The sequence below is a fragment of the Gordonia ajococcus genome, assembly GCF_012974285.1.
GTDB lineage: Bacteria > Actinomycetota > Actinomycetes > Mycobacteriales > Mycobacteriaceae > Gordonia > Gordonia amicalis.
The window spans coordinates 2533720-2557384 of the sequence record NZ_CP052884.1 but is presented as its reverse complement, the minus strand read 5'-3'; the positions used below and the strand labels follow the sequence as shown (position 1 = coordinate 2557384).

Genomic DNA, 23665 nt, shown 5'->3' with positions numbered 1-23665 from the left:
TCACGCCACGCCTCCTGAGTCGGTTGTGGACTTGTCGAGATTGAAGATCCGCTCGTGGACGGTCGTCGCCAACTACTCTGATCAGCAAGGCCGATACAGTCAGCCGTCCGAGAATTTCGGAAACGGGATGTGCTCGATCCCCGGTATCCCCTCGCTGAAAATGGAATTCAGTTCGCGCCAAGGCAAATCCAGCATGAATGACGTGTCCGAGTCAGTGGTTACGGTGAAGTACCACCGCTCAGGGTGGTCGGAACGAAAGTACTTCACCGCACGATCAAATCCGCCCGGGTTTGGTTCTCTCACTTGATCCCAGAGAGGCGCCGGCCCGCGGTCCAGCCACCGATGATTGATGATCTCGAGGTTGGCCGGGCGATACCTACTGCGCGTGCGGCTAGCAACGTTCGAACCGACAAAGTACTTCGCTATATCGGCGAAGTCGCTGAACCACGCCTTCGCCACGTTCTCGTATGTTCTGCCTCGACGCTGCCCGGATACTTCGAGTGCGAAGTGGTCGGCGACGTCGTGAATCGAGTAGTCGGTGTAACCTTCGGAGTCCTGATCGGCGCCGGGTCCTCGGGGGAACAACAACCGGTTGCCATCCAGATACGGACGCCCAAACAGGGGCGCTGCAGTCTCGAAGGCGCCTTGCTGAGCGAGCGTCGTCTGCACCTCGGACCAATAGTCCAGCGAGGCGAACAGGTTTGCCAGGCCGTGCCAGCGATCCATTTCTTCCCTCCAAGTCGAACTCATGTCAACGCGTCCTGGGTGCGATCACACCGCGCTCCAGCAGGTCGCCGACAGATATCTCATCACCCGTCTGTTTGTCGATCACGACCCACTGGCGACCCCCGCCCTCACGATCGAACGCTCTCGCTACCTCTCCGTGCCGGACTTCCCACTCATCAGGGAGTTGCTTACCCGTGCCAACGTATTCGTGGTACGCACCGGACTTGCCCGGCGGAAGCGCTCGCGCGCCGTACGAATCCCCGTCCCGCCCCATGAATCCGCCATCGCTCGAACCTATCCTGTCCAGACGAGTGCCTTCGGGAATGTTGTCGGAGACGTGGTAGTCGCCCTTGAACCCGTTGTTGGGTGGGTACGCCCAGCCGTTGCCGTCCCAGTACCGTTCCAAGATCTGTTCGGGCGTCATATTGCGGTACGGGTTGCTGGCGATCGCATCGTCGATGATGTTTTTTGGTACGCCGCCGGCTTCCAAAGACGTGCGCAGGAAGTCAGGATCGACGGCTCTCTTGAGCTCGTCATGAGCCCAGGTGGGGATCTTCTCCAATGCTGCCGCTAACTGGGCCGCCCGCACGGAGCCTCTAGACATGCTCATGCCGAACATCGCCGCGCGAGCGCCCATCAGTGCGCCCAGGTCACCAACAGCAGCCCCCACCGGATCCAGGACGTAAGCCGCCGGACGCAGGACAGGGCCGGCCGCGGCCATCAGCCCGCGGATCACTCCCGCGATTCGCGCCCCTGTTTGAGTTGCTTTCGCCACGCCCGCCGCGGTTGCCAGCAGGCTACCGAGCCCAGAAGTCACAAGCACCAGTGCGACACCGATAGCTGCCGCCACCAGTAGCTCACACGTCAGCTCCCTGACGAGGTCGCCGATCCTGTCGCGGGTCTTACGAACTTCGTCCGCGAACTGATTGCACAGTTTGGCCGTGGCATCGCACGACTCCGCAATCCCGCCAAGGTGCTGGTCGATCAAGGATGCTTGATCTTGAGCTGGGCCGACCTCTGCTGAGCGTTCGCCGGCAATCGGCTTTATCGCAGAGCGAACGGCCTGTTGCTGCCTGCGAAGAGAAGTCGCCGCACGTGTCCAGGCGTCCCCGGCGTTCTCGAGCTTGGCGGGATCTCCATCGGGAAAGACTTCCCCTTCGACGAATTCCCTCAGCTTCTCCCAGTTGCTGGGTTCTCCGGGCCCGCCGAACGAGGAACCCAACGACAGCGTCGGAATTTTGTCGAGTTGCTTGAGATTCCCGGTAGGGGTAGCGGGCGTGCATAGTCCAATCGCGCTGTTCACGTTCGCGTGATTGACCGCCGAGGCATCAAGCAGCTCAGCCATCTTGGCGCACGCGTTACCCATCAGGGCGATACCTGCCAGGAGGCTCTGTTGGCCGTTGACTGTCTTGTCGTAGTGGTCGGCGAACGCTCGTCCAGCCCCATCTTGGCCCGCCATCTGCCTGCAAGACTGCAGTGAAGAGTAGAGGTCGTTGACCGTCCTGCCGATCTCGGCGTGGACATCCAAGAACGCATCCGCTGCCGTCGAGAACGTCGCCGGGCGAACAGCGATAGGTGGCGTCAAGGCCACATCTTTCGCTGATGCTCCTGCAGGCCGCCGAACGCCGAGTGCGACCTATTTGCCGCCTTCCGGACTTCGACGATGGCCTCGCGGATGTCTGCTACTCCCTCTTTCCACCGGTGGTGGGCGTCTCGGTGAGCGATCACGCCTTCGCCACTCCAGTCCAGGTGAAGATCGTCGATTCGCCGATCCAGAGCGCGGATCCGTTCGTCGACTGTTGTCGCGAATCTCACGAGATCGTTAACGAACCTCTCGACCGCGGCCAACTCGATGCGGTAAGCATCGTCGGAGGTCACGGCAGTTTCAAGGGGGTGAAAGGGGTCGCGCCCTTGATGCCTTCCGCGCCAGCGGTGTCGCCCTCCGCGTAGACCTGTGCGGCAGAGACGAGGAGACGCCCCGTCGAGCTGAGGCCGTTCAGAATGTGATCCACACCTTCGCAGCAATTCGCCCAAGGCTCTGCATACGAGTCCGCTGCGGTCCCAGACCAGCTGACGCCGAAGAGATCCTCGGCGCGCTTGGTGATCGTCGACCATTCCTCGGTGACGTCGCCATGCAGCGCTGTCACGTCTTGCGACACTGCGCGCAGCGCTGCTAGATGCGCTGTCAGTTCCACGACTGCCCCCTTCAATCGCCCGGGACGTTACCTGGGCTTGTGGGGATATCGAGGATGTTGTCCACAGGCTGGTCGCGATTGCACGAATGATCCTCTATGCCAGGAGAATTCGCAGTTCGCCCGGTGATCGGTGAGCCAAGCGGCCGGACAAATGGCCCACGTGCAATCAGTTTGCTGCCCGTTCGGGACAGCAACTAACTCGGCCGCAGCACCGCCACCAGGAACTCCGAGTCCGAGGTGAACGGCCGAACATCCCACGCCGACAGCAACACGTCACTGGTGAAGCCCGCCATCCCGGCGTCCGCCAGGAACTCGTCGAACGAATACCCGCGACCGGCACCGAACCCGATCACCGCACGGCCGTCGTCACGCAAATGGCTACGGAGCCGTCTCAGTACGGTGACTCGTGTACTGGGTGCCAAGAACGCCATGACATTTCCCGCGGACACGACGATGTCGAACGGGTCGGGGATACCGACCGCAGGAAGGTCCAGTTCTGCGAGATCCTGGACCACCCAGCGCGGTCCAGGATGATCTTCCTCGGCTGCGGCAATGAGCACAGGATCGACGTCCACGCCGACGACGCGGTGTCCAACTGTGTGTAGGTAGCCGCCGGTCCGTCCAGGTCCGCAGCCGGCATCGAGGATATGCGACCCGCGTGCGGCCATCGCGTCGATGAGTCGGGCCTCGCCCACTACGTCGTTGCCTTCACGCTCCAGTTTGCGGAAGCGCTCGACGTACCAGTGGGAATGGTCCGGGTCCGCGGCTACCTGCTGCATCCAGAGGCTTTGTTCGATCATGTTCGCATTGTTCCAAACCTGACTGTGCGCATCACGGGGCGTCAAGGCGGCGGCACGAAGCGGGTGTAGCAGCTGGCCAACGAAGTCGGTCGTCGTCGAGCGTGTCGACGACGACCGACCTACACCTGAACAGCTATGACTTCTCTGCCAGCTCCTGCTGATACTTGCGCGTCATGTGGTCAACGGCCTCGAGCTGCTTCGCGGCATGGCCCTCCCGCACGGCACGTGCATGCTCGGCGGCGTCGAGCGTCGCCTGCGCCTGACCTTGGAAGTGGGGGAACACCTCCTGCGCGAAGAGTTCCGCGGAACGCTTGGTGTCCTGCGGGTTCGCCCAGTCGTGGCCCATCTGCAGCAGACACCCGAAGCCGCCCGACTGATCCCACAGCCGCTGGACCTGAGCTCGCGCCTGTTCAGCGGTACCGATGACGCCGATGCCGGCCTCGTTGATGAAGTCGATCATTTCCGTGAGCTTGCTTCCGGAGACGGTCATCTGAGGGAACGCCGCGACGTGCTGGAAGTAGTCGAACCACTGCTCGATGCCGTACTCGACCTGGCGGTACGCCTCGGCTTCGGTCTCGGCGATGTGGAACGGCCCTGCGAGGGTCCACTTGCTGCGGTCGACGGTGACGTTGTTGGCCGCAGCCCGCTCCTCCATGACGTTCCAGTGGTGGCCGAGGGCGTCGAACCCGTCGGCGGAGAGTGTCGCGCCGATCGACAGCAGGCCGAGGCCGTGGGTGCCGGCAAGACGAGGTCCAGTGGGTGAAGCCACGGCAGCGACGACGACGTCGATTCCATCGGTTGAATAGGGCGCCAGCTGCAGCTTGGCGTCGTATAGCTCATGGGTGCGGGTCTTCGCGGACACCGTCTCGCCGCGGAGGAGTCGCACGACGATGTCGAGGTTCTCCTGCAACAGCTCACGGGTGTCGGTGGGGTTGAGGCCGATCATCGCGGAGTCGGTTGGTAGGGAACCGGGGCCGACGCCGAAGGTGGTCCGCCCGCGCGTCATGTGGTCGAGCTGCATGATGCGGTCGGCCGCCCACAAGGGATTGTGGTAGGAGAGCGAGGTGACGCCGGTACCGAATCGGATGCGCTTCGCTCGCTGGGAGGCCGCGGCGATCATGATCTCGGGGGAGGCGATGATCTCGCTGCCTGCAGAGTGGTGTTCGCCGAACCAGGCTTCGTCGTATCCGAGATGGTCGAGGTGTTCGACCAGGTCGAGGTCGCGTTCGAGGGCTGCGGTGGGGTTGCGGCCGGGTGCGTGGAACGGCGCCATGAAGTATCCGAAACGAAGCCTGCTCATGGGATCTCCTGTCGATCTACTCGGCCGACGTTCTGTCGGCCACGACCCCGAGACTAGAAACAGTGTGACTGGTGCCACAGTGCACGAAAGTGGACGGTTTGCGCGGCGCCTCCAAGGCATCGGGGCGTGCGACCGTTGCATGACGTTGCATGTGCTCCGCATCACACTCGAGCCGGTACAGTTCGGGGATTGGTGCCGTAGGGAGGAGTGGACGTTGGCCAGTCAGTCGGTCGCGCTGCCTGTGGACGAGTACGAACGGGTCTTCGCCATTCTCGACGCATGCTCGGAGGCGGAGACGCTCGTGCGTTCAAGAACGTCTTGATGGGTGCGCTGCACGAGCACTACGACTGCCTGAACACCACCTTCTTCACCGGTCCGACCTTTGTCACCGCGTTCTCGGATCCCAGCCCGGTGGTCACTGGGCGGATCACGCCGGTCATCGACGAGTATCAAGCGCGGTGGTACCCGAAGGATGTCTTCGCGTCCGCGCAGTCGCGTGCGGCGCTGTCGAAGACCCCGGCGATCTCTGCGGACAAACTCGGCGGGCTCGCAACCGACTCGGTCAGTTATCTGCAAGACTTCCTGTACCGCAAGCAGTTACACAGCGCATCCGTGATGCATCTCGACCTCGCGAACGACTGTCATGGGCTGGTCGGGTTGTTCGACTCGGAGGGTAAGGAACCAGACCGCGTTCGGTTGCATGCCATGGGGCTGTTGTCGCGGCAACTGTCCAACGTTGCGAAATTGCTACCCGGCAGACGCTCCCATCGTGGCGGGAGTGCCTTTCGCCGCGGCAGATCGAGTTGGCGGAGCTCGTTGCGGATGGGCATACCAACGAAGAGATCGCGTCGATACTCAACCTGGGGGTTGACACTGTGAAGAAGTAGGTCAGCCGGGTGTTCACGGCTACGCGGGTACGGAACCGGGCGGAGTTGGTCAAGTTGGTTTGCGTCGGGGCAACCGGATAGTCGCAACCCAACTTCGCGCGGTAGGTCATCCTTGGACGAAAGGGTGGTGCAGGGACATGTCCTCATGCCGGGATTTCACTTATAGTCGCCCTCAGGAAGTCGACCGCAGTACTACATACCTCGGCACTCGGAGGGGGCGGGATATCGAATCTGGAAACTGTAGTCACGACCACAGCACCACCGGACTGGACGTAGGCCGAGCAGACGCCAGCCCCGATCGACCCAACAAGCACGCGGCGGGTATTGATGAATGTATCTGGATACCAAGTTTTTCCGGCAGAGTTCTTGGCTTTGTATCCGTCGAGACCAAGTTGGGGCCGGAGGATGTTGCCAACAAACTGGGAGATCGAGGACATTCCGTCGTCAACGTACGTCCATCTGCAGCCACGCGCGGTTTGAAAGTCAGATCCTGCCACGTCCTCCACTGAGTCTCTGCGCAGACCGAACTGTTCCACGACCTCGTCGGAGACTTGTGTACACGGTTCGTATGGTGTCCCGTCGTTGTTGATGCTCCACCGATTTGGATACTCGGTCGTGAATGGCAACGACCTTCCGGCATCGTCGGTTTGTCGAATCCCGGCCGTTGAGGTCGGAGGCGCAGTTGCGGGGCTACTGACGCTGGCGATGGGATCTCCATTCGTCGTGCACCCGGCGCAGATCACACCGAGAATTGTGCAAGCAACGAAACGGATAGCCCTGGTGGTAAGAGGATTACGTGGCAAACCCGACCGCTCCCTGTCGATCGGCATCGTCGAAACTCATCCCGCTGGCGCGACACTGCCCGCTGAGCTGTTCTGCCCGCGTTGCGTGCTCGAGGCACTCCTGCGCCAGCTTCGAAATCGCGGATAGGAACGCCTCGTAGACCTGGTTTCCCTCGATGCATTCCCCGAAATGATTAGCTTCTATAGGAGCCGAGAGGGAATTGAAGGCCTTCTTTAGCTCGGAGGCCGCGTCTGCCGCCACTGTCGCCCGCCGCTCCCACTGAGCCCGCGCCGACCGCAGTAAGTACTCATCCCCGTGCGGACTCACCGGCATCGCCGGTGCAGGTTTGGGCAACAACGAGTCGTCCGAGAACGGTGTCGACACAAGTCCCCCTCACGCTCGCGCGCCCCGACGGCGCCCCACCCTCGCCGAACAGACTAGCGCGGCTCGCTGATTCCGCCATCTGATCCCACTACCTGTGGAGACCAACCTTCGAGTTCCCTCGATCTCGACACCTGCCGACGAGCCATCGCGTCCACAGGGGCGGTCCGCACAAAGGGGGTGTGGCCATCGCGCATGTACCCGATGGCCACACCCAGCGAAGATCAACTAACCCCGCCGACGCCCCCGCTTCCGATTCGCGAGGTGGTACGAGTCCCGCGTCATCTTCGACGCGTACCCCGCACCCTCGACCCTGGCCTGCGCACCCAACGCCTCGATACTCCGCAACTCCTGCTCGATCAGCATGTGCTCCTCGGGCATCGCGAACGCCGAGGCCCGTCGTAGCTGCGACGCCGACTCGCCCAGCAGCTCGTTGCCAGCATCCAGGTCGCCGGCCTCGAACGCCTCCGACGCTCGGAGCTTCGCCGCCTGCCCCTCCTGGTACAGCCGCTCGGACTCCACCTTCGGATCCGGAACGCGACCCGAAGCCTCGTCACCGGGAACCACATTCACCGAAATCGGCAGCGACACCGTGTGTTCGGTGAGTGTCGCAGTCTCCACATACCGCAGCTCGAGGGTCGCGATCTGGGCCAACCCCACCGCAGCAAGCCCGTCGACCTTCATCCGCAGCAGCAGCTTCCGCTCCTCGAGTGCGTAGAAGTCGCCGAGCTCGATCATCACCTCGCCGTCGGCGGTCTGATGCGCCGGCAGGTCGTTGTACAGCGACAGCTCCGTCACCTGCGGGACGAAGTGCACGGTGAGAGTCACCACCTGCGCCGACTTCGACAGCAGGCCCTCGACCTCGCCGGCGATCGCCGCGCCCGCGGCGTCCGGGTTGTCGGCGAAGACGTGGTTGCCGTTGCCCGCCCGCGCCATCGCCGAAAGCAGCGACTCGTCGTAGCCGCGCCCGTACCCGAGCGTGGAGGTGACGATCCCGTCGGCCGCGGCCTTCGAGGTGATGCTCGCGAACTTGTCGGCCTCGCGGATCCCACTGTTCACGTGGCCGTCGCTGATGATCAGCACTGTGCCACCAGAGATTCCGGCCGCGTGCGCGCTACGCCGCAGTTCCCGCAGGCCGAGCAGGTAGCCCGACGACAGGTCGGTGCAGCCACCCGCCTCGATCGAACCGATCGCATCCACCGCGCGTTGCTTGTCCGACAGGGGAGCGGCCGGTACGACGACTTGGGCGTCGTCGTCAAAGGTCACTACGCCGAACACATCCGACGGATCCAGCTGCGCGACCACGCCGGCGAGCGCCTTCTTCGCACCCTCGAGCGGGCCACCCGACATCGACCCGCTCCGGTCGAGCACCACCTGCACAGCGGTTGGGGTGCGGTTGGTTTCGGGCCCGGCAGGAACCTGCAGTTCCAGCAGAACGGTCACTTCATCGGCGGTCTCGTGGGCCACCATCTCGACGTCCAGAGCAGCGGAGAGTTTCATCGTCATTCCTTCCTCCGTCCCGGCATCGGAGCGAGACGGCGACTTTGCGCGTTTCTGAGAATAGACCTTTGCGCAGACATTCGCATAGTCTTTTGTTTCGTGGCCACCGGTTCGACGACGCTCAGCGACTACCCACGACCGAACGTGGCCGTCGACATCGCGGTCCTCACCGTCTCCGACGCCACGCTGAATGTGGTGATCCAGCGGGACGAGCAGGGGAGGGCCGCGTTGCCGGGGCGGTTCGTCCGGGAACGGCGCACCGTCGAGCAGACGGTGCGGGAGGTGCTCGAACTCAAACTGGGGCTGTCGCCCGATCACGTGCGGCCGCACCTTCTGGCGGTCTTTAGTGATCCTGACCGGGATCCTCGCGGGTGGACGATCTCGGTCGCGCATGCGGTCGCTCTGCCGGCCGCCGAATTGTCCGACGTCACCGGCGAACTCGCGCCCGTGACGTCAACCGGCAGGCTGGCGTCGGGGGAGCGGGTCCTTTACGACCACGCCGAGATCATTGCAGCGGCCACCGACAATCTGCGGGACCGCTACGAGGACAAGGCCGATCCAGACAACCTCCTCCAACCGCCCTACACGCTGTCCGAACTGCGGGAACTGCACGAAGCGATCCTCGGGCGACGCCTCATGCGCGATTCATTCAATCGGAGGGTTCAGCCCTTGTTGGCGCCACAGGTCGACGCCCAGGGCAACCCGGCAACCCGGGTCGGTGGTGGTCGCCCGGCGCGGCTGTACGCCAAAGATGCGCCGCCGACCGCGACCTTCGGATGGCGGTTGCCCAGCCCGAGGCCCGACACTGAGTAGCGGCCTCGCGACATCACCCCGTATGATTCCGCGCGGATCCACAGCGTCGTGCGACCACCGAACGAAGGAACTCGATGACGGACTCCCAGGCCCCTCTGCGTCGGGCACTCGGTCTCCACGACGCGGTACTGGTCGGGCTCGGGGCGATGCTCGGTGCCGGGATCTTCGTCGCTCTCGCGCCGGCCGCCGCCGCTGCCGGTTCGTGGCTGCTCGTCGGCCTCGCTCTCGCGGGCGTCGTAGCGTATTGCAACGCAACATCTTCCGCGCGGTTGGCGGCTCTCTATCCGGTCTCGGGTGGCACCTACGTGTACGGCCGGGAGCGACTCGGCGAATTCTGGGGATACCTCGCCGGTTGGGCGTTCGTCATCGGGAAGACCGCGTCGTGCGCGGCGATGGCGCTGACGGTCGGGGTCTACGTGTGGCCGGAGCACGCCCACGCCGTCGCGGTTGCCGCCGTGGTCGCCCTGACCGCGGTGAACTACGCGGGAGTGCAGAAGGCGGCGTGGCTGACGCGGATCATCGTCGCGTTCGTCCTGGCGGTGCTGGCCGCGGTGGTGGTGTCCGCGTTCACATCGGACGTCGCCACCCCCGACCGTCTGACGCTCAGCTCGGACGCCAGCGTTCTCGGCGTGCTGCAGGCGGCGGGCCTGCTGTTCTTCGCCTTCGCCGGTTACGCCCGGATCGCGACGCTGGGAGAGGAGGTCCGCGACCCCGCCCGCACCATTCCCCGCGCGATCGGCATCTCGCTGGGACTCACCCTCGTGGTCTACGCGCTGGTCGCGACCGCGGCGCTCAGCGTTCTCGGGGCTGATGAACTCGGCAACGCCGCAGCACCATTGACGGCTGTCGCCGAATCCGCAGGCGTCGACTGGCTGGTCCCGGTCGTCCGCGTAGGCGCTGCTGTTGCGGCGATCGGTTCACTGCTCGCACTCATCCTCGGTGTCTCGAGGACCGTGCTCGCGATGTCCCGCGATGGTCACCTGCCGCGTACGCTGGCCGCCGTCCACGCTCGGACTCAGGTTCCGCATCGCGCCGAGCTGGTGGTCGGGGCGGTGGTTGCCGTGGTCGCCGCTACCGCGGATGTCCGCGCGGCCATCGGGTTCTCGTCGTTCGGCGTACTTCTCTACTACGCGGTCGCCAACGCGTCGGCGCTGACGCTGACCCGCGAGGAGAACCGTCCCGCGCGAGCCATCCCCGTGGTGGGTGTCATCGGGTGCGTGGTGGTGGCGTTCACGTTGCCGCTCACCTCCGTGCTGGCCGGGATGGTCGTCTTAGCAGTCGGAGCCGGCGTGTACGCGATTCGCAGTACACGCCGGCTCCGACGTTAGGACTCAGGAAGAAGCGTCCGTCACGGGTGGACGCCGCGCTGGTTCAGCCACACCTGCGGATTGATCTTGTTGCCGTTCGCATCCCAGACCTCGTAATGCAGGTGGGGGCCGGTGGACTGGCCGCGGTTGCCGACGGTGGCGATCTGCTGACCGGCCGTCACCGGCTGGCCGGCGCGGACGAAGCTCTGGTCGACGTGGCCGAAGACGCCGATGGTGCCGTCGTCCTGCTTCACGCGGATCCACTGCCCGAAGCCCGACGCCGGGCCGGACTCGAGGACGACTCCGTCGGTCACGGCGTAGATGGGGGTGCCGATCTTGTTGGCGATGTCGACTCCGTTGTGATTGGTGCCCCAACGCGGGCCATAGCCCGACGTCACGGTGCCGCTGACCGGCTTGACGGCCTTGCGGATGCCCGGGTGGCCGGGCACGGCGGGAGTGAATACCGACGGCGGCAGGATGTCGCGAGCGAACTTGTCGACCTCGGGCGGCAGGACCAGACCGGCCGGCATCTTCACGCTCTCCGGCAGCGCGATCTTCGGCTGAGGCGCGGGCTGCGCGGCTGCCTGGGCAGCGTTGCCGACGGTCAGACCAAGAGCGCCGACGAATGCGGTGAGCGCGCCCGCTCGCACCGCCTTGTTCACGGTGGTCGGCACGGTGGCGCGATGCCGGCCGGGTCGGCGGCTCCGCGAGGTCGAGTTAAACGCGTGGATAGAGTTGTGGGCATTCAGTCGGTGTAGAGGCACAGCATTTCCGTCTCGGTAACAGTTTGATATCGGCGAGGACACGGCGAGGTTACCCACAGAGACCTAAGTAGACCCTGAGAAGTGGCGCTCATAGTGGGCGAGGTCACTTCGACAGACCGTCGTCGCGTAAACGTCCAGTCAGGCGCCACGGAAGACGCGGTGGCTCGTCGACCGCGGAATCGGTCCTGTGGACAGCCGCCGTGAGGACCCGCGCCGGGTGAACTAGCATCATCCGGCACGGGGATGAATGTCGGGGGATTCGGTGACTGTCACGTATGCAGGTGAGGTGCGCGCGTACCTGTCCGGTTTCGGCGACCCTCCGAAGCTCTACGACGCACTGCGCGAGGCGCACCTATCGGTACCGCTCGATGTCCACGGACGCTTCTTCACCCTGGTCCAGGGCGGACTGCCATGGATGCTCGCGTTCACCACGCCCCAGCGTCTGCGCGACTTCGCCGACCTGACCGACCGCGACCCCGCCGAGGTCACCTATATCGACGTCCAGGGTCAGGCACTGATCGACGAGGTGCTCGACATAGCCCCCGAACCGACGGGCCTCGTCGTCGACCCGATGACACCCACGCAGATGACTTTCCCTCCGCTGAAGGACTTCACCCCGCACTGTTACTACGACGACGAGGGCGAGATCATCCGATGACCGAGAAACTGACTGTCGATCCGGACGACATCAAGAAGGCCGGCGAGGGAATCAACGGCGTGATCGACGGTCTCGGGGACACCGGCGCCGCGGCCGGGTACACCGCAGCGCTCGGCCGGGGGTACGGGGATCTCGACCTCGACGGCAAGTCGATCGGTCACGCCGATCCCAAAGCCGGACTCGAGGAATACTGCGATCGCTGGGAATGGGGCGTTCGGGCGCTCGTCACAGGCGCGGCCGAACTGTCGCGCGGACTCGGACTCGGGGCGAGTCACTATGAGCGCGAGGAGAAGTGGGCCGAAGGTCAGTTCAAAGACATGGTGATGGACATCGCCGGTGACCCGAGCCTGACTGCCGAGGACATCAAGAAGATGTCGTGGGGCGACCTGTGGGACCACAACCGCAACGTGCTGACGAATCCGGAATGGTCGCTGAGCGACGCCGAGAAACAGCGTCACCTCGACTTCGCCGAGGAGAACCGCGAGAGTTTCTTGAATGACCTCGCGACCATCAAGCGTCACCAGATGGACCCGCGAACCCTGATCGACGACACCATGGACGGTTTCGAGAGAGATGGCTTCACGGCCGGCGAGCCCCCGGGCGACGAACGTACGGTTCGAGCGCCAGATTCGGCTGGGACACCGCATGACTGAGGTCGCCTGAATGGATCCATTCAGGCATCCTCGAGGGCGGACGGGAACTCGTCGGCGGACTCGTCGACGGTGCCACCGATCTCGTCGGCAAGGGTCTTCGTGCAGTAGGGCTCGAGAAGATCGCGATCGAAGTCGAGGACTTCGGAGATGACATCGCGAATTCGATGGGCGCCATGCCCGACGAGGAAGAACTGGGAAAGACGAACGACCCGAAAGAGCTCATCCTCGGGGATCCCGGCGCCATCACCGCAGCCGCAGGCACATTCGAGGGATTCGCAGGCAACTTCACGAAGGCCGGAGAAGGACTCCGCGGAATCTCGGCCGGCAACTGGGTCGGCGCCGGCGCTGACGGATTCCACGACGCCATGGGCCAGCAGGTTCCGCGGTGGTTCTCCGCCGCCGAAGCCGCGTCGAATGCCGCCGCAGCTTTGACGAAATGGGCCGGTGTCGTCGAGTTCGCCCAGCAGAAGGCGGCCGACGCCATCCGGATCTGGGAGGAGGGCGAAAGTCGACGCGACGAATGGAAAGCCAAGGCCGAAACCTACAACGCCGAACTCGACGACTATCGGAACGACCGCCGCGACACACCGCCCGTCCACCCTGGGCCGAATCCCTGGCCGGAGTATCAAAGCGAGGCGCGACGGGTTCTGAAAATCGGTCGGGATCACCGGAATTCGGCTGCGCCGGGTACGAAGTCCGAACTCAGCGCGGCCGCGAACCTGGCGCCGCCCATGCCCTCGGCCTTCGAACAAGCCCAGATGGAGGCGAAAGACATCGGAACTGGCGCCGTCACAGCGTTCAACCATTTCGAGTTCGGGCTCATCGGCGCGGGGACCGAGATGTTCAAGTCGCTGTGGATGCTCGCCCCGCAGAATCCGTACAACGTCGCCAGACCGCATCAGTACGTACGCAACTCCGCCGGGTTGGTCATTGGTCTCACCAACCAGGTAGCCCACCCCGACGCCGCTGTCCGAAATTTTGTCGGTGGCGGATGGTCTACCGATCCGGCGAGCAGCTTCGGCACCTTGCTCGGAAATGTGGCGGCGACTGCCGCTCCGGGACCCAAAGGTCTGTCACTTCTCAAGCTCACCAAAGCGGCGCCCGACGTACCGACACCGTCCACCAGGCCGCACGCCGGAACAGCGCCCGATGCGCCGGCGCCCACCGACCCGACGTCTCCCACCCCGTCTGCGCCCAACTCGGCATCTGCCGACGGCTCGGCGCCCACACCTGGAGCCACCCCGTCCCGAGATCTGCCTGTCCACCACGGACCCGATCTACCCACTCATGAGAGACCGCTTCCACCAGAGCCCGACCCCGGTCCCAGTCCCGGAACGCCAGCCCACTCCGAATCGTCGTCCTCGGCCCCCATGCCAGATCATGCTGCCCCGCCACCGGTTCCACCCGAACCCACACCCGCAGCGGGGCCACCGCACTCGCCCACACCACGTTCCGATTCCGCCACGCCCGATCAACCCGTCGGCGGCGGTACCTTCGACAGTCCATCACCGACCTCGCCACACTCAGGTGACCCAGCTCCTACATCCACACCGGCAGCCCCTTCGGCGACGCGAACAGACGCACCGGACGCGTCCACACCGGACGCGGGGGACACCACACCGGGCGGTAGGGGATCAGGTGATGACGACCCGCCAGGTCCTGATCGCGGTAAAACGACCACACCCGCCGTCGAACACAGTCCCGGTGGCGATTCACCGTCAACCAAGAACGACGGTGACAGCGACGGACAGAACGTGGGGCATCACGACGACCCAGATGCCCGCGGAAGCGACGTCACACCGACCAGTGTTGACCATGCACCGACCAAATCGGATGGCGACGGCATAGGGCAACCGGTCGTGCGCAACGACGAACCTTCAGGTCCCGATCCGTCCAAACCCGTCGACGACAACGCGTCGCCTGGACCACACCCTGCTCGTCCGGATGCGAACACACCCGGGCCCAACGCACGGCCGACACCGACGGTCCATCCCGAGTCACCTGTCGGGTCACACAACGGACCCGACGCCTCGACGAGAACTCCCTCGGATGGTCAGTCACCAAACGGGACGCCGGTCGTACCTGTCTCTGGACCGCACCCTGTGTCGGGGCCGCACGCTCCTTCACACGCCGTGCCGGACGCAGGCCAGCCGAAGCCCACCAGCGCACCGGTCAGTCCTGGTGCTGCCGCCAGAGCCGACACGCCTGCCGCACCTCCACGGGCACCCGATCACACGCCCGACCGCACCACACTCGCGCGGACCACCCCGGACCACGCCACCCCTGCACGCGATGGCGCTCGGCCGGCTCCGTCGAACGCTCACAACGTGCCGGAACCCGCGGTCCGACACACTCCCGACCGCGATCCGGGCAACCCCACCAACACGCGGATCATGCCGGACGACCGGCCGATCCCGCCGGCTGTGTTCCCGGACCGTCCGATCACACCTGATCGTTCGCCCACACCGAATCACCGCGACACCACGCCGGATTCGCCCTCGTCGCCGCGCAACCCCGACCAGTCGAATGGTCCCGACTCGGATAAGCCCGAGATCGATCACGACACCCGGGAGCCCCACAACCCGGCGAACCCCGGGCGCACCGACGAAGGCGCTCCCGATCGTGCCGATACCAGCGAGGGCAACGAGGCACCGTCGCAGTGCCGCAGCAACGGTGAACCGGTCAACGTCGCCACGGGCGAGTACTTCCTGCCGCTCACCGACGTCGAGCTACCGGGCGTACTGCCGCTGCGCCTGACGCATCGGCATCGGTCGCGGTACCGGTGGGGCCGCTGGATGGGTCCGACGACACCGTCGACCTTCGACGCGCGGGCCATCGTCGGCGACGAACTCGTCACGATCGTCGACGCCGACGGCACTCTGACGAATTTCCCCAAGCCCGAGGGTGATTCGGTGTCGCGGAGTGTCAACGCGACCGATTGGGAGCTGCGGACGACCCCGACGGGCGGTTATCAGGTCACCCACATCCGCGACCGCGTGAGCTGGTTCTTCGTTCCGATCCCCGAACTCAACGGGGTCGATGTGCGCGCCGGGGATATCGCGGTCTCGGCGATGACCGATCGCCACCACAATCGGATCGAGTTCATCTTCGACGACCGCGGGCGACCCACGGCGGTGGAACACTCGGCCGGATACCGGATCAAGGTGCGATGCGACGGCGCCCGCATCCTCGGCTACCGGCTGACCGCAGGTCTGGACGGTATCCCGGTCGACCAGCAGCTGTGCACCTTCGACTATCACCAGGGCAATCTCGCGGCGGTTACCAACGCAGTCGGTGGCACAACCTATTTCGGCTACGACGACGCCGGGCGGATGACCTGGTGGCGTGACTCGCTGGGCATGGAGTACTGGAACCGCTACGACGACCTCGGTCGCGTGACAATCCAGTCCGGTATGAACGGTGTCTGGTCGGGCCGGTTCGAGTATCATCTCCGCCCAAATGGTCTCGGCTCGTACACGACCTACCGCGACGCCGTCGGCGCGACCACCGTGTACGGCATCGACACCGACGGACGCGTGCGCCAAGAATCCGATCCCGCCGGACGCGTCACCGCGACCGACTACAACGCCAACCGTCAGCCGCTCTCCGTCACCAGCCCAGGTGGTGCGCGTACGTTGCTGCACTACAACGCGTTCGGCGACGTCGAGCAGATCACCGCGCCCGACGGGAAGGTCACCGAGGTCTCCTACGCCGGACCCGGACAGCCAGTGCGGATCGTCGAACCGGGCGGCATCACGACACGAATCGGTCACGACGACAACGGCTTACCGACCAGCGTCGTCGATAACGCCGGTGTGGTCACCAGCTACACGTATGACGAGCACGGCGCGCTGACGTCGCGCACCGGCCCCGACGGCGTCGTCGTGCGCTATCGCAACAACGCCGCCGGGCTTCCGGTCGCAATCTCGGACACGCTCGGCAACACCACGCGGATTAGTTACGACGGTTACGGGCGACCGACCGAGGTCGTCGATGCCGAAGGCGCACGGACCGTCGTCACCTACGACGCGATGGGTAACCGAACAAGTGTCACGGCGCCGGATGGCGGTCGGTCGCGGTGGGAGTACGACGGCGAAGGCAACTGTGTCGCGTACACCGATCCCGTCGGCGCGGTGACCCGGTGGGAGTACGGACATTACGACCTGCCGGTCGCACGCATCGACGCCGACGGGTCGCGCACCGAGTTCAGCTACGACGCCACACGTCGCCTGGTCGCGGTCACCAACCCCGACGACCTGGTGTGGACCTACACCTACAACGCCGACGGCAGGCTGGCGACGGAAACCGACTTCAACAACGCGACAACGACCTACACCTACGACGACGAAGGTCGGCTGGGATCACGGACGAACGCCGCAGGGCAGACGGTGTTCTTCACCTACGATGCTGCCGGGCGCCTGATCAGCGACCTGACTGCTGATCCGGTGAACTCCGATCTCGACGGGGAGACAACGGAATACAGCTTCGACGCGGCAGGGCGACTGGACGGTGCGACCGGTGTCTTCGGACGCTGGCATACGAGTTATACGGCAGCGGGCTTGCCGCAGCTCACCGGTCTTCACGACGGTCAGAGCGACTGGGTCATCGAATCCGCCTGGACCGGCGCGGGACGACTGGCGTCGTTGAGATCGCCGACCGGGGTCAGCACCCGGTACGGCTACGACCCGCGGGGTGTCCTCGACTTCCTGTCCAGTGCGGGACGCTCCTGCGACATCACGACGAGCCCGACCGGCCGTGAACAGCGGCGGCGCTTCGAGGGCTCGGCCATCGACTCGACGTGGGATCCGGTGGGCCGCCTCACCGGACGTTCCGTCGCGGCAGTATCGGAGCGCCCGGCGGCGCTGAACCTCGGCCCCGGTGCGAGCGTGGGGGAGAAGCCCCCCGACCGGACCGTCGCAGCTGCCGAGTACCGCTACCGTTCCGACGGGATTCTCACCACTTCGACGTCGACACTGACCGCTGGTCGCACCGACTACCGGGTCGACGTGCTCGGTCGGGTCGTTGAGGCCACCAGTCCTGCTGGGACCGAGCAATTCTCGTACGACGCGACCGGCAACATCACCGACTACGCGTCTTCCGGTCGCGGCGACCAGCCCCCGCTCCCTGAGGTGCTTGCCGACGCTGGACCTCCGCTCCCTGAGGTGCGAGGCGCTAGCCGAGCCTCGAAGGGCGCGAAGAGCCACCGCCGCCGCTACTCCGGCACTCTCCTCGTCGACGACGGCCGAACGTCCTACCGCTACGACGCTGCCGGTCGCGTCGTGTCGATGAGCCGGCGCCGACTCTCGCGCAAACCGGATGTGTGGCACTACGTCTGGGACGCCCACGATCATCTGCGGTCGGTGACCACGCCGGACGGCACGGTGTGGACCTACACCTACGACCACGTGGGACGGCGACTGTCGAAAACGAACCAGTCGACCGGTGAGACCACGCGCTTCCATTGGCACGGGGAGCACCTCGTCGAGCAGACCGACGTCGTGTCCGGCCACGACCAGCAGCTACGGGCCACGACCTGGACCTACTCACCGGCCGCGTACGCCCCGCTGGCACAGACGGTCACTTCTGAGCCGATCGGCCCTGCTGACGACGCGGCAGACTCGACCAACGCTGACGACCAGGACCGCGATCTCAGCCTCAACCTCGGGAACGGCATTTCCGCTGCGCCACCCTCGGCGCGCCGCTGGACGCAGACCGAGATCGACCGCGAGTTCTTCGCGGTCGTCACCGACCAGATCGCAGCGCCGACCGCCCTCATCGATCCGGACAGCGGGGAGGTCGCGGGACGATCGGTTCGGACTCTATACGGCGCAACCTCTTGGACGGGTGCATCGACACCATGGTCGTACCCAGGCCAATACCTAGACACCGAGACCGGCCTGCACTACAACCGCCACCGCTACTACCACTCAGACACCGGCCGTTACCTAAGTTCCGACCCGCTCGGCCTCGCGCCGGCACCGAATCCGCACGCGTATCCGTCTAATCCGACGGTCTTGTCTGACCCACTCGGTCTCTCACCCACTGGCGCATGCGACGACCGAGGCGGTTCCGAGCAATCGACGCCGGAGCGGAAACTCTGGGAGATCACCAAGGAAGGGACAGCCAAGACCAAGAAACTGGGTGGACATACCTACGATCAGAGTAAGACGGACGGGCTCTGGTGGTCACGTGACACAGCGGGCCACGGAAGAGTTGTGTGGAAGGTTTTCGAAGAGGACAGTCGCGGATTGCGTTGGATCGCCGACGCAGATGAGTACGGTACGTTCATCCGCGGGAAGCACAAGGGACCGGTTGGCAAGTTCATACCGTGGAAGGATCTGAATTGATCGAGTCCGTTGCCGAATATCTCGCACTGTGGGACAGCGAGGATCCGGACGACCAAGATCGTGCGATTCACGATGAAGCGCCGACAGATGTTTGGCTGGAGGTCGTCGCCGCCCACCCCCAGTTCCGCGCGCTTGTAGCCCAAAACAAGACTTCGCCGGATGAGGTTCTCCGTGTCCTTGCTGCGGATGACGACCCTGACGTCAGGTTCTGGGTGGCGATGCGACGCGCCGCGGGCAAGAGCGACTCCATTGCGCGGCTCCTGGTCTCGGATGCAAACCCGAGGATCCGCGCCGCTATCGCACGCAATCCGAAGCTGAGTGTCGAACTGCTGCGCGAACTAACGCACGACGACGATGAATGGGTACGAACAGAGGCCCTCGGCCGCTTGACACGTCGCGCAACGTGACGGTCTTCCTCGAACGTCCCGTAGAGCAGCAGGAGCTCGGAGCAACCGGAAGATTCACGCTGGGTGGACGTCCTGTACCGATCGGAGGTAGTGCGCTTCTCGGTGGTGGGTATCAAATGGTCTTCGGGACCTGGCTGAACATTCCGCACTCGTGGATCATCGGTTAAATCGTCGAAGGAGAAGAATTGAGCCTACAGCTGATTCTAGCCACTCGCACAGCCGTCGAAACATTCTTCTCGGTCTATAGTTCATTTGTTATAAACCTCCAGCTACCCGATGGGAATTTCGGAAAGCCGTACGATTACTACTACAAGCTCGGTGAGATTCGGTGTGATGGAGTTCAAGTGCAGATTCCGTTGGGGGACGGCATTCTCATGGAGCTCTCTCCACTGGAGTACGAGTTTTCAGAAGAGTTATCCGCCCTCATGATCACGGGTCGACATATCCGCATTCATTCAAGTCTTCTCGATAGAAGATATGAGTATGGCCGGATAACCTTTGAGGTCGATACGCACTTCCCCGAGGTGGCGACGGCGCGAGACGCGGGCTCATCGGCTCTACGGAAAGCTGCAGTGGCCGCCAACGACGGTGGCATGGGCCCGCGCCGTGATGCCGCGGACGCGAAATAGTCGTACTGGATGTGTTTGACCCGTAGAGGCACTGCGGACTGGTCATCAACTAGTGCAACAGATTAAGAATCGAGGCTGAACCGTGCAATCTGCACTCTGCAATTTCGTATGTGGCTCGGTCCAGCAGTTCTTCCACATCTACGAGGAAGTGACCCCGGTCAGGCTGGAGTTCCCCGAAGCTCCACCACCGCGTGCGTTTGACGGCTATCTGGAGTTGCAGTTGGTTGAGGCCCGCGGCGAGGTGGTTTTCATCGACCTGGGTGGTCGTTGGACTGTCTCCATCCGGCCGACGGCTGTGCATATAAACGAAGACCTGAGCTTGCTCACCATCTTTGGGGACCAGTTCGCCTTGACACCTGAATTCATGCCCGACGGCTTCGAACCAGGGTGGGTTCGTTTCCGTGTGTCTCCCACCTATCCACCTGCAGTGAAGGCCAGGGAGGTGCGAGGCCACCCGCTCCGCGAGCTCCAATCCAGATTGAAATGGCGAAACCTCGTGGCGTTTGCGGCAGCCTATGGTGGAACTATGCCGTCCGACCTCACGCAACGCCTCGACAACCTCGCCCGAATCGAAGCCATCACTCAACTCAAGCACCGATACTGGCGTGCATGTGACGCGAAGGACGTCAACGGATTTCGCAGTTGTTTCATCGCCCACGGAGCACGCATCGACTACGGCCCGCTCGGCACCTTCGACGACGCAGAGCCGATGGCGAAGATCTTCGAGCAGGTCGCTCTCCACAAGGTCGACGGACAGTACGTCATCTTTGACATGCACCACGGCTTCCATCCCGACATCACGCTGACGTCGGAGACCACCGCGACCGGGCGCTGGACCCTGAAGTTCCGTCAGGTCAATCTGATCGACCGTACCGAGACCGTGATGACAGGGGAGTACGACGACGAGTACGTCGTCGAGGACGACGAGTGGAGGATGGCTGCCAGCACCCTCACCGAACGGTGGTCTCTCCGACGACCACTCGGCGACGACGCCACGGTGCATGCGGGGACGTTCGCCGACCCGGCCTGAACAGGCCTCAGGCCGGCTGCCGAACCATCACCGCCAGCCGCTCGAGGGTTTCCGTCATACCCTGCCGCAGATCACCTTTCCGGTCCTTGAGGCCGTAGAGCGTGCCGATCAGGAACCATCCGAATGCATTGAGCGGCTCGGTCACTTCGTACGATTCGGTGACCGTCGTTCCGGTCGCGTCGGGCTCGAACCGGTAGCTCCACCGCAGAGTGCCGCCGATCCATGCCGTCCGTTCGAAGGCGAACTCACGCGCACGATCGGCGACCGTGATGACGGGTTTGTTGAACCAGTCCGGTCCGCGGCCAACGCTGTTGCGGGCACGGAATCGCGCACCGACGGCCGGACCGGTCGCCCCGTCGAGCCACTTCACATCGGCTATCTCCGAGGACAACTCGGGTGTGCGCGTGACGTCGGAGACGATGTCGTACAGCTCTTCGGGGCTCGCGTCGATGTGGCGCGACACCGAGTCGCTGGTGAGATCCTGACGCATGATGGTTCCTTCCTTGAGTGCCCCGAGGCTCGCTCAGGGCGTGAAGTGACGCACCCACATCTGCAGGGCGTCGTCGAGTAGTCGCGTGTAAGCACCTGATTCGTAGGTGACGCCCGGTTCGTTCGACATCTGCTGTGAACCAATGCCCGAGACGACCGACGTGAGCAGACGCAGCGCATCATCGGAGTCCGCGGCAGGGTTTAGTTCACCGCGCGCGACCGCGGTCGCCAGATCCTCTCGAGCCTGGCCCACGAGCGCCCGGGCGGGGGCGAATGCCGCGTCGCTGGGCTCGAAACCGGGCACCGGTCGCCAGAACAACAGCGCGGCGAGCCCGGGCTCGGTCATCGACCATCGGACAATCGCCCGTGACTGTTCGAGCAGCCGATCCAACCCTGGCTCATGGCCGATGCGTGCGTCGTCGACGTACCGGGTCAGTTCGACATTCCCCGCCTCAAACAGGCTGTCGTACAGCGCAGTCAGCGACGGGAAGTACTTGTAGAGCAACGGGGGTCGCATCTGCATCCGGCGGGCGATCTCGGAGATGGACACCGCTCCGGCACCCTGCTCGGCGATGATGTCGCGAGCATGGCCGATCGCCTCGTCGATCGTCATCCGCCGACGGTCGGACCTTCGCAGTGAGCTATGCGGGGGAGAAACTCGTGCCCATGGCACCGTGGACCCATGACGGATCCAGAGCGCACCCCCGACGGCCGCTACGTGGTGATCAACGGTCGCAAGTGGCGTACCACCGACCCGCTCATTCCGGACGAGCGCCGATCCGAACTGCAGTCGATCCTCATGGCGTGGCGACGGGACGTGAAACGGACACAGGGTGCCCCCGAGTCGCGCGCCGGCGTCCAGGCCGCGAAAGTCGCGTTGGGGGAGCGAGGTACTCCCTGGTGGGAGCAGACCGACGACGAGCGTCGCGCACGCTGGGAGAACGAGGTACCGCGACCGGGTGACGAATGACGCTCAGCGAGGAACGATCGACTCGGCCGCGTATCGTCCTGCGCGCTCGAATGTTTCGGTGATGTCGAGGTCGGGATCGATCCGCCAGTATCGCATCGTCGACAGGTAGATCGCCGCCACCATCTGGGCGAGGAACTCGACCGGATGGTCGGTGCGCACGTCGCCTTGTTCCAGGCCCGGCTCGATCAGACGTCGCACTTGAGCGGTGAACAGATGGCTGCGCTCGCCGAGCCCCTCCGACGCCGTCGCCAGACGCTCGATCTCTCCGGTCACCACACGCATGTAGTCGGGGTCGGCCAGCGATGACTGCGCGAAGTCGATGAACACGCCGACCACGCGATCGTGGGTGCTGACCGGTCGTCGCAGCATCGAGTCGACGACGCGCCCGAAGACGCTCATCAGCTCGGCGTACAACGCAGTGACGAGATCATCCTTGCTGGGGAAGTAGTTGAAGAAGGTCGCGCGGGAGACCTCGGCACGCTCCGCGATCTCCTCGACCGTCGCAGCCGTGCCGCGGGTGGCGAGGAGTTCGCGGGCCGCGACCAGCAACCGGTCGCGTGTCTGCTGCTTGTTCCGTTCGCGACGTCCGACGGGTGCAACCTCGGTCATCGGCCTGCCTCCGTCGGGGGTCGTCGAGCAGCCCGGTGGCGCTCCTGGGGGCCAATTCTTACATTCGCCCACCGATTTCTGGATGGTGGTCTAACTTTTGCCTCTAGGTCCACTGTGACGCAGGCCACGGTGACCTCGATACGCAGCGTCCTCGCTGCGCTCGGTCGACGCTACTCGGCCAGCGGGGTGGGGCGGCTGCCGTGTCCGCGGTTGATGCCACTCGGCCGGCGGGGTGGGGCGGCTGCCGTGTTCGCGGTCGAGCTACTCCGCCGGCAGGGTGGGGCGGCTGCCGTGTCCTCGACGTGCGCGTCGCGCATTGGGCTCTGTAATCCACTGTGCCTCAACGAAAGCAAGGCACGACGACTTTCACGGAACTACTCATAACCGACAGTGTGCGGGTTTAGAGTCACCACGACG

Annotated in this window: 22 protein-coding genes and 1 pseudogene; 11 read left to right on the top strand and 12 right to left on the bottom strand. The window is 64.5% G+C overall.

Annotated elements, in window-relative coordinates:
* Nucleotides 1-99: 99 nt before the first annotated feature.
* The 6 genes from GAA2_RS11645 to GAA2_RS11620 all read right to left on the bottom strand — a co-directional run bounded on the left by GAA2_RS11645 (nucleotide 100) and on the right by GAA2_RS11620 (nucleotide 5021).
* Nucleotides 100-750 carry a hypothetical protein gene (locus GAA2_RS11645; RefSeq protein WP_006438278.1) on the bottom strand — a complete coding sequence of 217 codons (651 nt, stop codon included), beginning with the start codon at nucleotides 748-750 and terminating at the stop codon, nucleotides 100-102.
* A 1-nt stretch (nucleotide 751) separates the two neighbouring features.
* Nucleotides 752-2317, bottom strand: a complete 1566-nt coding sequence (locus tag GAA2_RS11640) for a TNT domain-containing protein (protein WP_006438277.1) — start codon at nucleotides 2315-2317, stop codon at nucleotides 752-754.
* Entirely contained in the window at nucleotides 2308-2604 is a 297-nt protein-coding gene (locus GAA2_RS11635) for a WXG100 family type VII secretion target (RefSeq protein ID WP_040005015.1), read from the bottom strand. Before GAA2_RS11635 ends, GAA2_RS11640 begins: the two co-directional genes overlap by 10 nt.
* Nucleotides 2601-2921, bottom strand: coding sequence for a WXG100 family type VII secretion target (locus GAA2_RS11630; RefSeq protein ID WP_006438276.1), 321 nt, complete (start codon nucleotides 2919-2921; stop codon nucleotides 2601-2603). Before GAA2_RS11630 ends, GAA2_RS11635 begins: the two co-directional genes overlap by 4 nt.
* A 194-nt stretch (nucleotides 2922-3115) precedes the next feature.
* Nucleotides 3116-3721 carry a class I SAM-dependent methyltransferase gene (locus GAA2_RS11625; protein WP_006438275.1) on the bottom strand — a complete coding sequence of 202 codons (606 nt, stop codon included), beginning with the start codon at nucleotides 3719-3721 and terminating at the stop codon, nucleotides 3116-3118.
* Nucleotides 3722-3854: 133 nt separating this feature from the next.
* The gene (locus tag GAA2_RS11620; RefSeq protein WP_006438274.1) at nucleotides 3855-5021 is read right to left on the bottom strand and encodes an LLM class flavin-dependent oxidoreductase; all 1167 of its coding nucleotides are present in this window, start codon (nucleotides 5019-5021) and stop codon (nucleotides 3855-3857) included.
* Nucleotides 5022-5824: 803 nt separating this feature from the next.
* Between GAA2_RS11620 and GAA2_RS23185 the strand changes: the two genes are divergently transcribed.
* On the top strand, nucleotides 5825-5908 hold the full coding sequence (locus GAA2_RS23185; RefSeq protein ID WP_247603175.1) for a hypothetical protein: 84 nt from the start codon (nucleotides 5825-5827) through the stop codon (nucleotides 5906-5908).
* A 143-nt stretch (nucleotides 5909-6051) separates the two neighbouring features.
* Here GAA2_RS23185 and GAA2_RS11610 read toward each other — a convergent pair whose 3' ends face one another.
* Complete coding sequence (locus tag GAA2_RS11610; protein ID WP_081598274.1) at nucleotides 6052-6738, bottom strand: DUF3558 domain-containing protein; 687 nt, start codon at nucleotides 6736-6738, stop codon at nucleotides 6052-6054.
* A 562-nt stretch (nucleotides 6739-7300) separates the two neighbouring features.
* Complete coding sequence (locus GAA2_RS11605) at nucleotides 7301-8572, bottom strand: vWA domain-containing protein (RefSeq protein ID WP_006438270.1); 1272 nt, start codon at nucleotides 8570-8572, stop codon at nucleotides 7301-7303.
* 99 nt (nucleotides 8573-8671) lie between these two features.
* On the opposite strand from GAA2_RS11605, the gene GAA2_RS11600 reads away from it, so the two are divergent.
* Nucleotides 8672-9385 (top strand): NUDIX hydrolase, encoded by a 714-nt coding sequence (locus tag GAA2_RS11600; protein ID WP_006438269.1) that lies wholly within the window; start codon nucleotides 8672-8674, stop codon nucleotides 9383-9385.
* Between the two features lie 74 nt (nucleotides 9386-9459).
* The gene (locus GAA2_RS11595; RefSeq protein WP_006438268.1) at nucleotides 9460-10713 is read left to right on the top strand and encodes an APC family permease; all 1254 of its coding nucleotides are present in this window, start codon (nucleotides 9460-9462) and stop codon (nucleotides 10711-10713) included.
* A gap of 20 nt (nucleotides 10714-10733) precedes the next feature.
* Here GAA2_RS11595 and GAA2_RS11590 read toward each other — a convergent pair whose 3' ends face one another.
* Entirely contained in the window at nucleotides 10734-11366 is a 633-nt protein-coding gene (locus GAA2_RS11590) for a M23 family metallopeptidase (protein ID WP_006438267.1), read from the bottom strand.
* A gap of 352 nt (nucleotides 11367-11718) precedes the next feature.
* On the opposite strand from GAA2_RS11590, the gene GAA2_RS11585 reads away from it, so the two are divergent.
* From GAA2_RS11585 to GAA2_RS11560, 7 genes and pseudogenes are all read left to right on the top strand, one after another.
* A complete protein-coding gene (locus GAA2_RS11585; protein ID WP_255219209.1) occupies nucleotides 11719-12114 on the top strand; it encodes an SseB family protein in 396 nt (131 codons plus the stop codon).
* Nucleotides 12111-12767 carry a hypothetical protein gene (locus tag GAA2_RS11580; protein ID WP_006438265.1) on the top strand — a complete coding sequence of 219 codons (657 nt, stop codon included), beginning with the start codon at nucleotides 12111-12113 and terminating at the stop codon, nucleotides 12765-12767. The genes GAA2_RS11585 and GAA2_RS11580 overlap by 4 nt, the downstream gene beginning before the upstream one ends.
* Nucleotides 12764-13444: pseudogene (locus GAA2_RS23440) on the top strand (WXG100 family type VII secretion target); the annotation flags it as partial. The gene GAA2_RS11580 and the pseudogene GAA2_RS23440, both read left to right, overlap by 4 nt.
* Nucleotides 13445-15094: 1650 nt before the next feature.
* Nucleotides 15095-19114 (top strand): RHS repeat-associated core domain-containing protein, encoded by a 4020-nt coding sequence (locus GAA2_RS23175; RefSeq protein WP_255219207.1) that lies wholly within the window; start codon nucleotides 15095-15097, stop codon nucleotides 19112-19114.
* Entirely contained in the window at nucleotides 19111-19521 is a 411-nt protein-coding gene (locus GAA2_RS11570; RefSeq protein ID WP_006438263.1) for a hypothetical protein, read from the top strand. The genes GAA2_RS23175 and GAA2_RS11570 overlap by 4 nt, the downstream gene beginning before the upstream one ends.
* Nucleotides 19522-19706: 185 nt before the next feature.
* Nucleotides 19707-20150 carry a hypothetical protein gene (locus GAA2_RS11565; protein ID WP_006438262.1) on the top strand — a complete coding sequence of 148 codons (444 nt, stop codon included), beginning with the start codon at nucleotides 19707-19709 and terminating at the stop codon, nucleotides 20148-20150.
* A gap of 526 nt (nucleotides 20151-20676) precedes the next feature.
* Complete coding sequence (locus GAA2_RS11560; RefSeq protein ID WP_040005012.1) at nucleotides 20677-21180, top strand: nuclear transport factor 2 family protein; 504 nt, start codon at nucleotides 20677-20679, stop codon at nucleotides 21178-21180.
* 7 nt (nucleotides 21181-21187) lie between these two features.
* Here GAA2_RS11560 and GAA2_RS11555 read toward each other — a convergent pair whose 3' ends face one another.
* Entirely contained in the window at nucleotides 21188-21670 is a 483-nt protein-coding gene (locus GAA2_RS11555; RefSeq protein WP_006438260.1) for an SRPBCC family protein, read from the bottom strand.
* A gap of 33 nt (nucleotides 21671-21703) precedes the next feature.
* Nucleotides 21704-22282 (bottom strand): TetR/AcrR family transcriptional regulator, encoded by a 579-nt coding sequence (locus GAA2_RS11550; RefSeq protein WP_006438259.1) that lies wholly within the window; start codon nucleotides 22280-22282, stop codon nucleotides 21704-21706.
* Nucleotides 22283-22351: 69 nt separating this feature from the next.
* Here GAA2_RS11550 and GAA2_RS11545 point away from each other — a divergent pair, with 69 nt between their 5' ends.
* Nucleotides 22352-22639 carry a hypothetical protein gene (locus GAA2_RS11545; protein ID WP_006438258.1) on the top strand — a complete coding sequence of 96 codons (288 nt, stop codon included), beginning with the start codon at nucleotides 22352-22354 and terminating at the stop codon, nucleotides 22637-22639.
* Nucleotides 22640-22642: 3 nt separating this feature from the next.
* Here GAA2_RS11545 and GAA2_RS11540 read toward each other — a convergent pair whose 3' ends face one another.
* Nucleotides 22643-23248, bottom strand: a complete 606-nt coding sequence (locus GAA2_RS11540) for a TetR/AcrR family transcriptional regulator (RefSeq protein ID WP_006438257.1) — start codon at nucleotides 23246-23248, stop codon at nucleotides 22643-22645.
* Nucleotides 23249-23665: the final 417 nt, after the last annotated feature.

Bases quoted from the DNA above. Each gene is read 5' to 3' on its own strand.
- GAA2_RS11645 (WP_006438278.1), bottom strand. From the start codon at position 750: ATGAGTTCGACTTGGAGGGAAGAAATGGATCGCTGGCACGGCCTGGCA.
- GAA2_RS11625 (WP_006438275.1), bottom strand. From the start codon at position 3,721: ATGATCGAACAAAGCCTCTGGATGCAGCAGGTAGCCGCGGACCCGGAC.
- GAA2_RS11620 (WP_006438274.1), bottom strand. From the start codon at position 5,021: ATGAGCAGGCTTCGTTTCGGATACTTCATGGCGCCGTTCCACGCACCC.
- GAA2_RS11610 (WP_081598274.1), bottom strand. From the start codon at position 6,738: ATGCCGATCGACAGGGAGCGGTCGGGTTTGCCACGTAATCCTCTTACC.
- GAA2_RS11605 (WP_006438270.1), bottom strand. From the start codon at position 8,572: ATGAAACTCTCCGCTGCTCTGGACGTCGAGATGGTGGCCCACGAGACC.
- GAA2_RS11595 (WP_006438268.1), top strand. From the start codon at position 9,460: ATGACGGACTCCCAGGCCCCTCTGCGTCGGGCACTCGGTCTCCACGAC.
- GAA2_RS11580 (WP_006438265.1), top strand. From the start codon at position 12,111: ATGACCGAGAAACTGACTGTCGATCCGGACGACATCAAGAAGGCCGGC.
- GAA2_RS11560 (WP_040005012.1), top strand. From the start codon at position 20,677: ATGCCGTCCGACCTCACGCAACGCCTCGACAACCTCGCCCGAATCGAA.
- GAA2_RS11555 (WP_006438260.1), bottom strand. From the start codon at position 21,670: ATGCGTCAGGATCTCACCAGCGACTCGGTGTCGCGCCACATCGACGCG.
- GAA2_RS11550 (WP_006438259.1), bottom strand. From the start codon at position 22,282: ATGACGATCGACGAGGCGATCGGCCATGCTCGCGACATCATCGCCGAG.
- GAA2_RS11545 (WP_006438258.1), top strand. From the start codon at position 22,352: ATGACGGATCCAGAGCGCACCCCCGACGGCCGCTACGTGGTGATCAAC.
- GAA2_RS11540 (WP_006438257.1), bottom strand. From the start codon at position 23,248: ATGACCGAGGTTGCACCCGTCGGACGTCGCGAACGGAACAAGCAGCAG.